The 14,511-nt window shown below is 38.8% G+C and carries 16 protein-coding genes; 6 read left to right on the top strand and 10 right to left on the bottom strand.

The features are described 5' to 3' along the window. Positions 1-143 precede the first annotated feature (143 nt). From FDK13_RS14710 to FDK13_RS14725, 4 genes are all read right to left on the bottom strand, one after another. Entirely contained in the window at positions 144-1,886 is a 1,743-nt protein-coding gene (locus tag FDK13_RS14710) for a D-alanine--D-alanine ligase family protein (RefSeq protein ID WP_137340762.1), read from the bottom strand. Between the two features lie 153 nt (positions 1,887-2,039). Then, positions 2,040-2,297 (bottom strand): NifU family protein, encoded by a 258-nt coding sequence (locus FDK13_RS14715; protein ID WP_137340763.1) that lies wholly within the window; start codon positions 2,295-2,297, stop codon positions 2,040-2,042. A gap of 64 nt (positions 2,298-2,361) precedes the next feature. Beyond that, the gene (locus FDK13_RS14720; RefSeq protein ID WP_137340895.1) at positions 2,362-3,471 is read right to left on the bottom strand and encodes an Mrp/NBP35 family ATP-binding protein; all 1,110 of its coding nucleotides are present in this window, start codon (positions 3,469-3,471) and stop codon (positions 2,362-2,364) included. A gap of 120 nt (positions 3,472-3,591) precedes the next feature. Further along, positions 3,592-4,596: a GSCFA domain-containing protein gene (locus FDK13_RS14725; RefSeq protein ID WP_137340764.1), complete on the bottom strand. Its 1,005-nt coding sequence runs from the start codon at positions 4,594-4,596 to the stop codon at positions 3,592-3,594. 132 nt (positions 4,597-4,728) lie between these two features. On the opposite strand from FDK13_RS14725, the gene FDK13_RS14730 reads away from it, so the two are divergent. From FDK13_RS14730 to FDK13_RS14740, 5 genes are read left to right on the top strand one after another with little or no spacing between them, the layout of a single operon-like run. Next, the gene (locus FDK13_RS14730) at positions 4,729-5,166 is read left to right on the top strand and encodes a DUF6934 family protein (protein ID WP_137340765.1); all 438 of its coding nucleotides are present in this window, start codon (positions 4,729-4,731) and stop codon (positions 5,164-5,166) included. Further along, positions 5,163-5,306: a hypothetical protein gene (locus tag FDK13_RS35415; RefSeq protein WP_170982805.1), complete on the top strand. Its 144-nt coding sequence runs from the start codon at positions 5,163-5,165 to the stop codon at positions 5,304-5,306. The genes FDK13_RS14730 and FDK13_RS35415 overlap by 4 nt, the downstream gene beginning before the upstream one ends. A gap of 1 nt (position 5,307) precedes the next feature. Next, positions 5,308-5,448, top strand: coding sequence for a hypothetical protein (locus FDK13_RS35420; protein WP_170982806.1), 141 nt, complete (start codon positions 5,308-5,310; stop codon positions 5,446-5,448). 31 nt (positions 5,449-5,479) lie between these two features. Beyond that, a complete protein-coding gene (locus FDK13_RS14735; RefSeq protein WP_229216043.1) occupies positions 5,480-6,316 on the top strand; it encodes a glycoside hydrolase family 16 protein in 837 nt (278 codons plus the stop codon). A gap of 35 nt (positions 6,317-6,351) precedes the next feature. Beyond that, positions 6,352-8,130 (top strand): DNA polymerase III subunit gamma/tau, encoded by a 1,779-nt coding sequence (locus FDK13_RS14740; RefSeq protein ID WP_137340767.1) that lies wholly within the window; start codon positions 6,352-6,354, stop codon positions 8,128-8,130. A 2-nt stretch (positions 8,131-8,132) separates the two neighbouring features. On the opposite strand, the gene coaE is transcribed toward FDK13_RS14740, so the two are convergent. The 6 genes from coaE to nusB all read right to left on the bottom strand — a co-directional run bounded on the left by coaE (position 8,133) and on the right by nusB (position 12,011). Next, positions 8,133-8,729 (bottom strand): dephospho-CoA kinase, encoded by a 597-nt coding sequence (gene coaE / locus FDK13_RS14745; protein WP_137340768.1) that lies wholly within the window; start codon positions 8,727-8,729, stop codon positions 8,133-8,135. Positions 8,730-8,783: 54 nt separating this feature from the next. Beyond that, positions 8,784-9,470, bottom strand: a complete 687-nt coding sequence (locus FDK13_RS14750) for a YbbR-like domain-containing protein (protein ID WP_229216044.1) — start codon at positions 9,468-9,470, stop codon at positions 8,784-8,786. A gap of 166 nt (positions 9,471-9,636) precedes the next feature. Beyond that, on the bottom strand, positions 9,637-9,936 hold the full coding sequence (gene yajC / locus FDK13_RS14755; protein ID WP_137340769.1) for a preprotein translocase subunit YajC: 300 nt from the start codon (positions 9,934-9,936) through the stop codon (positions 9,637-9,639). Positions 9,937-10,008: 72 nt separating this feature from the next. Then, the gene (locus FDK13_RS14760; RefSeq protein ID WP_137340770.1) at positions 10,009-10,452 is read right to left on the bottom strand and encodes a DUF1573 domain-containing protein; all 444 of its coding nucleotides are present in this window, start codon (positions 10,450-10,452) and stop codon (positions 10,009-10,011) included. A gap of 14 nt (positions 10,453-10,466) precedes the next feature. Continuing rightward, positions 10,467-10,769: a YtxH domain-containing protein gene (locus tag FDK13_RS14765; RefSeq protein WP_137340771.1), complete on the bottom strand. Its 303-nt coding sequence runs from the start codon at positions 10,767-10,769 to the stop codon at positions 10,467-10,469. Positions 10,770-10,844: 75 nt separating this feature from the next. Beyond that, positions 10,845-12,011 carry a transcription antitermination factor NusB gene (gene nusB / locus FDK13_RS14770; protein ID WP_137340772.1) on the bottom strand — a complete coding sequence of 389 codons (1,167 nt, stop codon included), beginning with the start codon at positions 12,009-12,011 and terminating at the stop codon, positions 10,845-10,847. Positions 12,012-12,372: 361 nt separating this feature from the next. Between nusB and FDK13_RS14775 the strand changes: the two genes are divergently transcribed. Next, positions 12,373-14,154 (top strand): ABC transporter ATP-binding protein, encoded by a 1,782-nt coding sequence (locus FDK13_RS14775; RefSeq protein WP_137340773.1) that lies wholly within the window; start codon positions 12,373-12,375, stop codon positions 14,152-14,154. Positions 14,155-14,511 lie beyond the last annotated feature (357 nt).

A 14,511-nucleotide genomic window follows, 5' to 3' on the forward strand; every position in this document is an offset into this window, starting at 1 on the left:
CGGGGTCAAAAAACTCAATTAAAAATCTTCACAGCACTAAATTCGGGTTTTTAAAAACCTGAAAAACTGTGTAGAAAATGAAATTTACTAAAAAAGAGCTTTAAACAAGCTCTTTTTCGTCCTTAAAAATGGGAAATAAATTATTAGTCGATTTTGATAACAAACCAATCTTTAATTAATTCTATCGATTCGGTATTGTCAAAAACATGAATCTGATCATCGATTTCACCCGCAAAAAAATCAGTTATTAACTTCGCTTTTCGAGCAGTTTCGATCAAAAGCGGATGCCTGCCCTGACTTATCAAACCTTCCACATCCACAATATATTCTTTGAACATAAACGGATTAGGAAGTTGGTAATATTTCCCATCCGTTCCGTGAAAAACAGGAATTGGTTTGTAAACTCCTTCTGCATTTAACTTACCATAGGCCTGTCTCGCTAATGCATAATGCTCATCTGAAGCGTCGAAAAGTATTCCTTTTACAGGTTTAACAATGTTTTTCGCAACGGTAATTTCAGCATCCAAACCTTCAAGCAAATGTCTCAGATTCCAGGTATCTTTTCCCAGACGAATTCTTTCTCTAATCGATTGACGAATAAAATAAGTTAACGCTTGTGTCACGCTCAATCCGATTTCTGCCATTTGTTTAAAAATGAAAGAAGTAGGCGACATGCCCGGAATCGTGTTTGGATCGTGAAGTAAAATAGTACCTTCCGGTGTTAAAAATCCATCGATACGCACACAAACAGTAATTCCCAGTTGCTGGAAAACTTCTGCGATAACTTTCTGGATTTCCTGATTTTTTTCAAGTGTAGTATCAACAGGAATTCTTTTACGACTTGCGCCTGGTTTGTATTTGGCATTAAAATCAAAAACGTCAACCATTTTGATTACTTCACTAGGAGGCAATGCAAGTGGTTTCCCATTGTCAAACTGAATACAGCCGCATGAGAATTCCTGGCCTTCAATGAATTCTTCAAGCAAAACCTGATCTTCTGCATTCGAACTGCTTAACACGATAATATCGTCCTGAACAACAAACATATTATTAAGCTGTTCCAGTAAATCTGCCGGATGGTAAACGATCTTATCACCGTTCACAACAACCGGAAATCCTATACCTTCATCCAGATTGGCGATACGTTGCACATAAGCGCGTTTTCCGGCAGCATCCAGTGCTTTCCAGGTTTTACTTTCCAGTTCAACTTGGAAAAAGCATTGATTGATAGCAGAAACAAAAGCGTCCAGAGAATCTTCCTTCACAATGGCAACGCCAATAGAAGAACCCTGATGCGGCGCCTTGATAACTAACGGTAAACCCAGATGCTTTTTGAGAACTGTAAAGAGAATAGAATACTCGCGTGGAATCCATTGATCGTAACGCAGCGTCCAGCTTTTCTTTTGCTGATTATTGACCAGCGCGATCATTTCATTTTGAAGGATTTTATCAATTCCAACGGCAGAACCCATTAAACCCGGGCCGCTGTAAGGAATTTTAAACCATTCCAGTAAACCCTGAATCGCGCCATCTTCACAGTCAGGACCGTGCATGGCAAGAAATGCAAACTCGAAATGATCTTTAAATTGGTCAGGTGATAAAAGCAAACCGATTTCTTGTGAAACCGGCTCCTTTGCCAAATGCGGAAATGACTCTATATAAGTTTTGAAATTGTCCGTCTGATTACTTTTTGCCGGGTAAAAATCCCTGATCTCCTTTGAATACATCAAAGAATGTTCCAGTTTTATAAAGCGACCGAAGCTGTCAACGAAAACGGGAACCGGCTCAAAAAGTGATTTATCTAAGTACTCGAAAGCGGTTTTCCCGCCCGCAAATGAAATTTCCCTTTCGCGGGAGGGACCTCCAAAAAAAACTCCTATGCGCATATTATTGCCTGATTAATGCATTTAAAACGTACCTGCAATATAAGCAGTATTTAAAATGAATCAATTGCAACCTATGGTGCATAGGAAAGATTTATTTCAATTTGACTGCTTTCAGCCATATTGAATCGAGTTCGTTAAACAATTAACGAACGATTATGCTAATGAAGGCACGTTTGATGCTACAACACGGTTGATATGCGGAACTGCTTTACGAATCGATTCTTCAAGACCGGCACGGAAAGTCATTGCGCTCATCGGGCAGCTTTGGCAAGAACCTAAAAGTTCAAGTCTTACCGTAAGATCGTCCGTCAATTCTACCAACTTCACGTCACCGCCATCTGCATGTAAATACGGACGAACAGTTTCCAGCGCCTGCTCAATTAATTCTAATGTTTTTTCTCTTGAATCCATTATTAAAAAAGTCTATTCGGTAATATGCAATATTTTATCAATAAAGTCAAACAAAGGTACTGTTTCAAGCCTGAATTTCTACCATCTGTGTTTTCTCTTTCGTCGCATTTCTGATGGCAACTTGTTGTGCCAAACCTTCTGCTGCATGGCGGAAAGCATCATTTACGATCGGATTAACATCCATAACAGCCGGGCGACCTTCATCTCCTGCCTCACGAATGCCTTGTACCAAAGGGATTTGACCTAACAAAGGTACATCAAATTTGTCAGCCAGCGACTGTCCGCCTCCTTTTCCGAAAATATGATATTTGCTGTCAGGAAGTTCTTCCGGTGTAAACCAGGCCATATTTTCAATAACACCCAAAATCGGAACATTTATTTGCGGCTGACGGAACATTGACATTCCTTTAACCGCATCTGCTAATGCCACTTTTTGAGGCGTTGTTACAATAATCGCACCTGTAACAGGCACGGTTTGTACCAAAGTAAGGTGAATATCACTTGTTCCCGGAGGAAGATCGATCAATAAATAATCCAGATCGCCCCAATCCGTATCTCCGAAAAATTGTTTCAATGCCTGACTAGCCATCGGACCACGCCAAACCACCGCACTATCCGCAGGTGTCAGAAATCCGATAGAAATCATTTTGATACCGTACTGACGAATTGGGTTGATATAATTTTTCCCATTTCTCGGCGTGATTGTCGGCTGCATATTTTCAGCACCAAACATCAAAGGAATGGAAGGACCGGAAATATCTGCATCAATAATCCCGACAGAAGCACCCGAACGGTGCAGAGCCATAGCAAGATTAGCAGTAACGGTTGACTTCCCAACTCCGCCTTTTCCCGAAGAAATTGCGATGACATTTTTAACACCCGGAATAAGTGCCGAACCTAATGGTCTGATACTCGTTACATTGGAAGTTAAATTAACGATAACCTCAACATCCGGATTCAAATGTGTGTGAATTGCTTCAACGCACAATCTTTTTATCAACTCTTTTAAAGGGCAGGCCGGTGTGGTTAAAATAACCGTAAATTTCACCTGGTTCACACCAATTTCAATATCCTGAATCATGTTCAAGGTTACCAAATCCTGTTTAAGATCCGGCTCCTGAACTGTGCCCAAAGCCTGTAATACTTTTTCCTTGTTGATTGTAAATTCGCCCATTGTAATGATTTCGCCCGGAAAACCGGTGCGGTACTTGATATGGATTTCGGATTTCTCCAAAACCGCTATGTTTTATATATTTCGCCTGATCTAAGTGAACACGAATTACTGCGAATGAGTTTATGAGTTGACAGGAAATTCACGAATTCTTCGATTTATTTCTATTAATTCATCAGATAAATCTACCTGATCCGCCAAATCACTTAATCTGCCGTGAAGTGTGTGTAATAATGCCAGATGGCTTGGCGTAAATCCGTGTTGGGCATGATGATTCAGCATTTTTTGAATTCCTTCCCAATCTTTCATAAAATCCAACGCCGGCTTATCGATGAAAGCTTCCCCAAAAGTACGAAAGATATGCTCTTCAGCCACACTGTTTGGATGAATAAGATCGGGTTTGTAGAAACGATAATCGCGTAATTCATCTACCATGATCTCATAAGCAGGAAAATAATCTACCTGCTTAAATTTCTCAGACAAACGATGACAAACCAGACGTAAAGTCGATTTACTAACCTGATTTAAAGGAAGCGTATCTTTTGTATGTCTAACCGGACTGACGGTCAGAATAATTCTCAGGTCTCTTTTTATTGATTGTAATTTAAAAAGGAGATGTTCCAGTCCGATGATAACCTGATCGAGATGCAGTAATTCCTTAACGAATTTATCAGAAGGGACTTTATGACAATTCCCAACGAGGACATTGGTTGCCCGATGACGATAGGCGAAAGCGGTTCCAAATGTAATGACAAGCACGTCGGCATTTCTTAAAAACTGATTTACCTGCTTTTGTTTTTCAATCAGTTTTTCTTCCAAATCCACCCGACTTGCAGACCAGAGTGAGGAATGAAAATCATGATGTAACCAGATTCCGTCAGTATTTTGATGATACAGCGCAGCGTGTGGAGGTTTCCCGTCCAGCGATAAATCAAGCAGTTTTGCAATGGCCAGCGGGTTAAAAACAGTGCCAAAAGGATTATTTAAAACAGGAAATTTATTATCTAAAAGCTGGCTGCCTAACACATCAGCAAAACAAGAACCGATGGTTACTATATTGGATTGATGATTTATTTTCCATTCTGAAGGTGTAACGTTGAGTTCTGTGGTAAGTTTTAATTGCTTCATTCGGTCAGTATTATGGGGCGAGCAAAATTAATAATATTTGATCAGTCCGGCACAAAGAACCTGAGGAAGAGGATTTCAATAATTGATATATAAACGTTAAATTTGGAAAATTGACACACACTGATCTAAATAATGAATGAGAAGCCTTACCCATTTACGCTTTCGCGTACAGAATACCGTTATGAATTTGTTAGTGTCAGTTTGGAAAAAGAGGTTCGAAAGATTGTTCTTTTGAGCCAAACAGACGCAATAAATATCTTTAACTTAGCATTACTTGACGTTCTTGAAGATGGAGAAACAAGTGACATTTCAGAGACAAGAAATGATGATTTAAAAACTGTACTAGCTACGGTCATTCAAATTATTAATACTTTCTTAACTACTAAACCGAACTGTCTCATTGCATTTAAGGGAAGTGATCAGCGCAGACAAAGACTTTACAGAATTGTCATTTCAAGAGAATTATCAGAAATAAGAAAAAAATTTGATGTATTTGGTGGAATAGGAAATACGATTCATTTGTTTGAATCAAATAAACAATTCGATTACTATTTAATTCAGAAATTATGAAAGCCAAAAAAACTGCGACAATTACTCCCAAATTAACCGGTGAGCAAATCGTTAATAAGAAATTAAAGGAAATGAATGAATTACTAAAAGGTATAGATCTTTCAAAATTACCAAAAAGGCCAAATGCTAATCAGGATTGATATGGAAATTAAGAAAAGCGAGTCTGCAAAGAGACTTTCCGAAGAACAGATTGTTCAAAAAAAGTTAGATGAAGCCAATGCGATGTTAAGAAAAATGGACTTCTCAAAATTACCACAACGAATTGCTAAAAATCAAGGTTAGTTTGGCTGACAATATGCATAAATGTTCACATTTGAATCTATTTTTCTTTTTACTCTGCCTAATCGGTTTCGCAGATTGTTCACAATCCCAAACTCCACCTTCGCAATCATCGCCAACGAAATACGAGTTTGGATCTACACCGATCTGGCAGGATGAATTTAATTATTCAGGAAAACCTGATGTTAAAAAGTGGAGTTATGATTTAGATGGCGATGGCTGGGGAAATCATGAACTTGAAAACTATACTGACAAATCAGAAAATGCCCGCGTTGACAATGGCAATCTGATCATTGAAGCCAGAAAAGAAACATCAGGCAAACAGAATTACAGTTCAGCCAGATTGGTAACAAAAGGAAAAGGTGATTTTCTTTATGGTAGATTTGAGATTCGCGCCAAACTTCCGCAAGGCCGCGGAACCTGGCCTGCCATCTGGATGCTTTTTTCACAAGAAAACTATGGCAACAAAGGCTGGCCGGATAATGGCGAAATTGACATTATGGAGCACGTCGGTTTTGACCAGAATCATATCCATGGAAATATACACACCAAAGCATTTAACCATGTTTTAAAAACTAACAAGGGCGGCGACACATTACTTACAGATGTTTCAACCGCATTTCATACCTATATCTGTGAATGGACGCCCACATATGTTTCAATCGGCATTGACGGAAGGGAATATTTCAGGTTCAATAAAGAATCAGGTTATTCCTGGGAGCAGTGGCCCTATGACAAATCTTTTCATTTAATTTTAAATATGGCTATTGGCGGCGATTGGGGTGGGCAGAAAGGCGTGGATGACAGCATTTTCCCGCAAAAAATGGAAGTTGATTACGTCCGTGTTTATCCGTTGACCGAGAAAAAGTAATTTGAAATTCCGTCGCACGGAGCTAACTTGCACACATGGATCATTTCGTTGTTTCGGCCAGAAAGTATCGCCCGGTCACTTTCGACTCGGTAGTTGGCCAATCACATATCACGACTACGCTTAAAAATGCAATTCGTACCAATCACCTCGCGCAGGCTTTCCTGTTTTGCGGCCCGCGTGGTGTTGGTAAGACTACCTGTGCCCGTATTCTTGCAAAAACAATTAACTGCCAGAATCTTGGTGATGATGTGGAAGCTTGCGGCGAATGTGAATCCTGTATCAGTTTTCAAAATAATGCCTCTTTCAATATCCACGAACTGGATGCTGCTTCCAATAACTCTGTGGAAGATATTCGTAATCTGATTGATCAGGTTCGCTATCCTCCTCAGACCGGAAAATATAAAATCTACATTATTGATGAGGTTCACATGCTTTCACAAGCGGCATTTAACGCCTTTTTGAAAACATTGGAAGAACCGCCAGGATATGCGATTTTCATTTTAGCAACGACAGAAAAACACAAAATCCTGCCAACGATCTTATCACGTTGCCAGATTTTTGATTTTAACCGTATCCAGCCAAAGGATATTGCCAATCACCTTGCTGATATCGCAAAAAAAGAAGGTATTGAAACAGAGAAAGAAGCACTTGAACTTATCGGCCAGAAAGCGGATGGAGGTTTACGTGATGCACTTTCGATGTTTGATTTAAATGTTACCTTTTCAACCGATAATCATTTGACTTATGCAGCCGTTTTAGAAAACCTGCACATTCTGGATTATGATTATTATTTCAAAATAACGGATGCTTTAACAGCTGCAAGCGTAGCACGTTCTCTGGTTTTGTTTGATGAAATATTGAGAAAAGGTTTTGACGGACATTTGTTCATAGTCGGTTTGCTTGAACATTTCCGGAATCTTCTGGTTTGTAAAGATCCTGCAACCGTTTCCCTTTTGCAGGTTTCAGAATCGGCTGAAAGAAAATATATTGACCAGTCCAGAGATGCGGATATGAGCTTTTTGCTTTCGGCATTAAGCGTCGCCAGTCAATGTGATATCAATTACAAAGCTGCGAAAAACCAGCGATTGCATGTGGAGCTCTGCCTGATGAAACTGGCAAATCTCCCCAATATCCTTCAACTTCATTCTCTTGCAGCCGTTGATGAAACGGCAAAAAAAAAAGTTGAGCCTCAACAATCTGTAAGTAATATTGAAGCAAAAGAGCCAACTCCGGTTTATGAAAGCAGGCCTCAGGAAGTTTCTCATTCCAATGAAAATACTGCGCCCAGTGTTCAACAACCATTAATTCAGGCAACGGCAAGACCGTCAAAACTTAGAAGTACAACGCAACTTACCCCGCAAGAACCAACATCTCAAAACGGATCGGCGAAAGAAGTTGCAACGCCTTCTAATGAAGTTTTAACTGCTCCACAACCTCCGAAAATACTTCTCGAACTAACGCTGGAAAATTTACAACAGGTTTGGCATGAATTCGCTGAAATTAGAAAGCGTACAAAAGATTCTACCACGGAAGGAATTGCATTGAACAGAGCTGTTGAACTTGTTGATTTCACAATTCAGATTGCGCTGGATAATGATCCGCAAATGGATGCTTTGCAGGGAATGCGTTATGATTTGCTTGGTTATTTAAAAAGCAGATTTAATGCACCGAGACTGGAAATAAATGCCCGGGTAGCACCACATGAAGTAAATCGCTTACCTTATACGCCGGCGGAAAAATTTAATTATATGGCGGAGAAAAATCCTTATTTGTTGCAGCTAAAACAAGCCTTGGGACTAGATGTAGATTTCTAAATTTACTTCCCGCTTTTTTTCAGAAATAATTTGTGAAGTTTCAAAACCTGCGGAATCAAGGCAACATTTTCGCCGTTATCGATCTTAAAATCTGCAATTTCATCTCGTTCTTCATCTGAAATTTGCCTTTCGATTATCGATCTTATTTCAGCTTCGGAACGGTTTTTATCACGATTTCGAATTCTTGACAAACGTAATTCGACAGGCGCAGTTACAACAATCACATAATCCAGATTGTTATTTTCTCCGGCTTTATTCATGATCGCCGCTTCCTTGATCACATAAGGAGAATTGCTATGACTTTCCAGCCACGCATCGGTGTCTTTTCCTACTGCCGGATGAATAATGCCATTAAGTTTTTTCAGAAGATCAGGATTTTTGAAAACCTGTGAGGAAACAAAAGGACGATTGTATTCGCCACTTTCAGTATAAGATTCCTTGCCAAGCAATTTAATTACCGCTTCACGGATTTCAGGATCGTGGTTAGTGAGCCATTTTGCACGGGTATCAGCGTCATATACAGGAATATCCAGGCAGACAAATAACTTGCAAACAATGCTCTTACCAGAACCAATTCCGCCTGTTACACCAATATGCATTTTTCAATTGTTAATTATTAATGCCGGGTCGCCGGTGCGATTAATCATTAAAAATTAATCCTTATTCAGGACTTGCGCTATTTCGAAACTCACATATACATCCCGGTGGCTGACTTCTACCAATGGAGAAACTGCTAGTGGAATGGGTAGACTTTCGTCGTAATTATTCTGAATTTTCTTGGTAGGAATTCCGATTCGAATGGTGTCTGGATAATTACGGATTAACGAAATTGGTCCGTCTACCGAAATTAATGATGGAGATACATTGATAATACTTGAAATCACATACCCTTCACGCATATTTATTCCTGCACTATCAATACGGATCGGAATGATTTTCCTGATTTTCCTTTCAAAACTTAATTCAAAAGTATCAGAAACAACATAGTTAACTTTCACATCCGGAAACAATTCCGTGATCTGATCCGTCAAAGATGTGGAATTGATAAAACTTGCTTTGGTTGGATTTAAAACCTTGTAAATAACCGGAAGTGCATTAAAATTCAGCCAGGATTTCCGCAATAAATTCCATCCATCACCTGTTACATTTACAGAGATCCTTTTGGGCAAAGGCTGTAAAGGCACAAAAGAAGCGGCATCATACTCAACGGTCAACGGATAGCTGAGCCTGATGGAATAATCCTCTTTGTTCAGCACATTCATCAACCAGAAAAATGTAGCGGCCAAAAGACAACCTAAAAAAGTATTAATCTTATTCCGACCTGATGGAATGTTACTCACAGTTTGTATTTTAATAATTGTATATTTTGCCAATATACAGTTAATACGTATTATACAAAAAAGCGGTGTCAGGATTTGATGTAATCACCTCAATATCAAATATAAAGGCCACCCCTGACACCACTCAAAATATTATATCAAATAAATAACGTTCTTCTGTTATATATTATTCTGCAACTGTACGGGCAATTGCCGATTTGTCAACAGTAAGTTTTACGCCTTTATCCAATTCAAGCGTTACCAAAGTTTCCTCAACTGCGTAAACTCTTGCATGAATTCCACCAATTGTAACAACCTGATCACCTTTTTTGATAGCGCTCAAAAGTGTCTTAAGATCCTTTTGTTTCTTTTGCTGAGGGCGGATCATGAAGAAATAAAATACCCCGATAATCCCAACCCACATCACCACCTGATAAATCATGGCTTGTGAGCCACCTGCTGCTTGTAATAAAATAGAAAGTTTCATTCTTGTATTAGGGTTATTAAGATAGTTAAACGAGATCTTTTTTTAATTCACTATCGGGAAACATCTCCCCGGCTATTTTGCCGCTTCTGCCTTAGGCGCTGCATTGACAATTCCTCTCAAACGTAATTCGGAATAGGCCGGATCGGTATTGGCATAAACTGTAACCGTTTTTACCTGCGGACCGGATTTGCCTTTGCTGTTAAAACGAACTTTGATGCTGGATACAGCACTCGGAGCAATCGGTTCACGAGGCCATTCCGGGGTTGTACATCCACACGACGACGTAATATTATTCAGGATCAATGGATAAGGACCATCATTTTTGAAATGAAACGTATGTTCCACCACTTCTCCTTCCTGAATTGTACCAAAATCAAAAGAGGAACTGTCAGTCAAAGTAAAAACGGGAAGTTTGATATCTCCCGTTTTTGAATCTTTTTTGCTTTCAGAACCTGAACAATTTACAAGCATTAATGCAATCCCCGAAAGAATTACGAATGCAGCAAGTTTTTTCATACGTTAAGTTTAAATCAGGTTGTCTGACTTTTTATTTGTGCCATCAGACGGTCTACATCTTCCAGCAATTTCTCAGCTTTTTCACGTGCATCATTCACAACACGCTCACCTTCTGCTCTTGCGTAGCTGTCAGGCTGATTTTTCTTATCAATCAGATCTTCGATCACGTCCTGCAACTTTTCACGGTATTTTGACAAACGATACGTCAACTGAGTACGAAGTACATTCCCTTTATCAGGAGCATAGAGAATTCCCAAAGCTGCTCCTGTTGCACATCCTGTCAAAAATGCAATTAAACTACGGCTCGATTTACTCATGGCTTTATAATTTTAGCGGTTAGCCGCAACTGTTGATGATTAACTTTTAAATTAATTAACCTAAAACTTCTATGCCTATTTATTATCTATCAATCCACGGCCACTTTTTCTGATGATACCCTGTGCTGCTAATTTAACAGAAAGTACATCAAGTACACCATTCACAAACTTACCACTTTTGGGAGTACTATACCTTTTTGCGATCTCAATAAATTCATTGATCGTCACTTTTACAGGAATTCCCGGAAAATGGATTAACTCAGCCAAGGCTGTTTTCAGGATAATCATATCGACCAGAGCAATACGATCAAGTTCCCAGTTTTTCAGTTGTTCGTCAAGATAAAGATCGTACTGATCATTTTCTTCAATTACATACCGATACAATTCCTCAACAAAGAAACGATCTTCTTCCCAATCTTTTGTCAAAGGTGCCAAAGTGAAAGTTTCCGCAGTGTCGGCAGATTTCAAAGTTTTGATCGCCAAACCACGAATCAATTCACTATGATCAACCCAATATAAATCACGTTGTTCAAGAAATTCCAGCGGAATTTCGTGTTTCAGAATTACCTGACGCAATATATATTGTACAAGCTGTTGGTCTTCTTCCGGCGTATGTTCAACTTTATTACAATATTCCTCATAAGTCGCATCCTTACGTAATGCCTCACGATACGTTTTGCGTATCATGTTCATATCATTACTCCAGCTGATACCATTTCTGATTATTTCCTCTTCAAGCGTTTTATCTTCCTGCAAAACGATGATAACACGATTTGTATTTAATCCGCCATTTTTGGAAAAAGGAGCTTCCGGATCATCATATTTCCGCTCACGATCAAGTTTTGACTGATATGAAAGTTCAAGTAACATGGACAAAACGCGAATAAAATCTACGTAGATTGATTCCGTTTCATTCAGTACCCGGCGAACCATTTTCTCTCCATCCGCCACAGTCTGTCTTTTGTAGGCCTGATATGCACTGCCTGCAAATTTTGCCACGTCAGCAGAAACGTCATCATTCGGTTTTAATTCACCGGTTTTGATAAGTTCGTCCAGCGCTGCTCCTGCCAAATGTTTGTTGTTCGTCAATTTTTGCTTGTCCTGAAATTCCATGGAATTCAAATCAGGCGCAAACGCTTCTTCAATCTGATCCAAAGCAAGTAAACGATTGGCATCAGCAGTTAATTTGCGTGCGTAAAGAGCCTGAACAGCTTTTGTTCGTAATAATCTTCTATTCAGCATAAGCCGGAATACTAATTGGGTAAAAGGTACAGTAAACCAAAGAACGGGTCTGCGTTTTCAGCAAGGTTTTTATTTTATCAATCCCCCGCGTTAATATTTAAAATTGACCGCAAAATTAGACTATTTTGTTTAGAAATGGAAAAATCGTGGCGATGGTTTTACATTTGCAACGTTTTAAAACATTTGAATGTTGGTATTGAAGCACCCGTAAATCGGTTCAAAAATCTTCTGGTTTGGAAAAACCGGGATTTATCAATTTAAGTATTTACTTCAAAGCGGATAATCGATTAAGTGTGAAATGGATAACGGCCAAATAAATCACTGAAAATTAACGCAAATACAAAATCAACTCTATTAACACGTGAAAGCACTTAAGTACCTCAATAAGTACTTCTTGAAATATAAATGGTATCTTATTTTAGGAACAATTTTTACCATTATTTCTAATCTTTTCGGAATTATTCCCGCACAATTGGTTCGCTATGCACTCGATTTGGTCAGCGAAACCTTGGATGTGTATTATTTATTTGCAGGTTCCAAGCTGCAAAGTGAAATGTACGACACTTTCGCTTTCACGATTTTGTTATATGGTCTGCTCATTTTGGCAATGGCACTTTTGAAAGGAATTTTTCTTTTTCTGGTTCGCCAAACGATCATTGTGATGTCACGTCATATTGAGTATGAATTGAAAAATGATGTTTATAATCATTACCAGACTTTACCGACAAGCTTTTTCAGAAATCATAATACCGGTGATTTAATGGCGCGAATTTCCGAAGATGTGAGCAATGTCAGAATGTATGTTGGCCCATCTTTAATGTATGGCGTCAATCTGATCGTGCTTTTTGTCCTGGTTATTTCTTATATGCTGACCGTTAGTACCAAACTTACAGTTTATGTTTTGATACCGCTGCCGCTGCTTTCCATCAGCATTTATGTGGTGAACAATATCATGATGAAACGATCGCAGGAAATCCAGAAACAGCTTTCAGCGCTTTCAACTTATGTTCAGGAAGCGTTTTCAGGAATCAGGGTGATTAAATCTTTTGTTCAGGAAAAACATTCTTTTACCAATTTTCAGACTGAGGCCGAAGATTTCAAGAATAAATCACTCGGTTTGGCAAAAGTTGACGCAATCTTCTACCCGATAATTGTCCTGCTTATCGGTATCAGTAATATTTTGATTATTTACGTCGGCGGAAAAGAAATTATGAATGGCAATCTGACGCCGGGGAATATTACAGAATTTATCCTTTACGTTAACATATTGACGTGGCCGGTTATGGCGCTTGGCTGGACAACGAGCCAGATCCAACGCGCAGCTTCTTCTCAAACACGTATCAATGAATTTTTGAACGAAAAAAACACGCTTGTTTCTGACAAGAATATCAAGAAAGAACTTGACGGAATTATCACTTTCAAAAACGTAGGATTTAAATATCCGGATTCCGGAATTCAGGCGATTGAAAACTTTGATCTGGAAATAAAACATGGTGAAAGCGTTGCGATTCTTGGAACAACCGGTTCTGGAAAAAGTACGTTAGCACATTTATTATGCCGCCTTTACGATCCGACGGAAGGTGAAATCCTGATCGATAATATCCCGCTTAAAGATTACGATGTTCATGCTTTCCGCCGTCAGTTGGGTTATGTTCCGCAGGATGTTTTTCTTTTCTCCGATTCTATTGAAAACAATGTGCGCTTTGGAACAAAAAATATGCCACACGACCGCATTGAACAGGCCGTGAAAGATGCAGATCTGTACCAGAACATTCTGAGTTTTCCGCAAGGATTTGATACGCGATTGGGAGAAAGGGGAATTACATTATCCGGTGGACAAAAACAGCGTCTTTCCATTGCCCGCGCTATCGCCCGTGATCCTAAAATACTGATATTGGATGATTGCCTTTCTGCGGTTGATACGAACACAGAAAATATTATTCTGAATAACTTAAAACGTATCATGGACCAGCGGACTTCCGTGATTATTTCCCACCGGGTTTCTTCTGCAAAACTTGCCGATAAAATTGTAGTGCTTCATGAAGGCCGGATTGTTGAACAAGGCACGCATACGAACCTTATGGCAAAAAACGGCGCGTATAAGGAATTGTATGAAAAACAGTTGCTAGCCGAAGAGGTATAAAATAATCTCTTTTAAAAATATACTAAAAGTCACCAATTGGTGACTTTATTTTTTATTTCTTCTTTTCAAAATTCTATTTTTCCTCAATTTGCCTTTCAAACAAATAACCATTTGTACTATTGAAATATTAAATTGAACCATTCTTTACAAAACTATCACTTGTACTTTTCTACACCCGATAAAATAATTTTTCAAAAGCCCTAATCAATAAGCAAATCATGCTTTAATATGGACTTTAAAAAATATTAAGTTATTTTATTTTGTATTTTACAAATACAGCAATACATTTACATTGTCAATGCAGAAAAAACAAAACGAAATTTATATTCATATATCTACCGGCCGCACCTGAAGAAT

The sequence above is a fragment of the Dyadobacter frigoris genome, from assembly GCF_005280585.1.
Classification (GTDB): Bacteria; Bacteroidota; Bacteroidia; order Cytophagales; family Spirosomataceae; genus Dyadobacter; species Dyadobacter frigoris.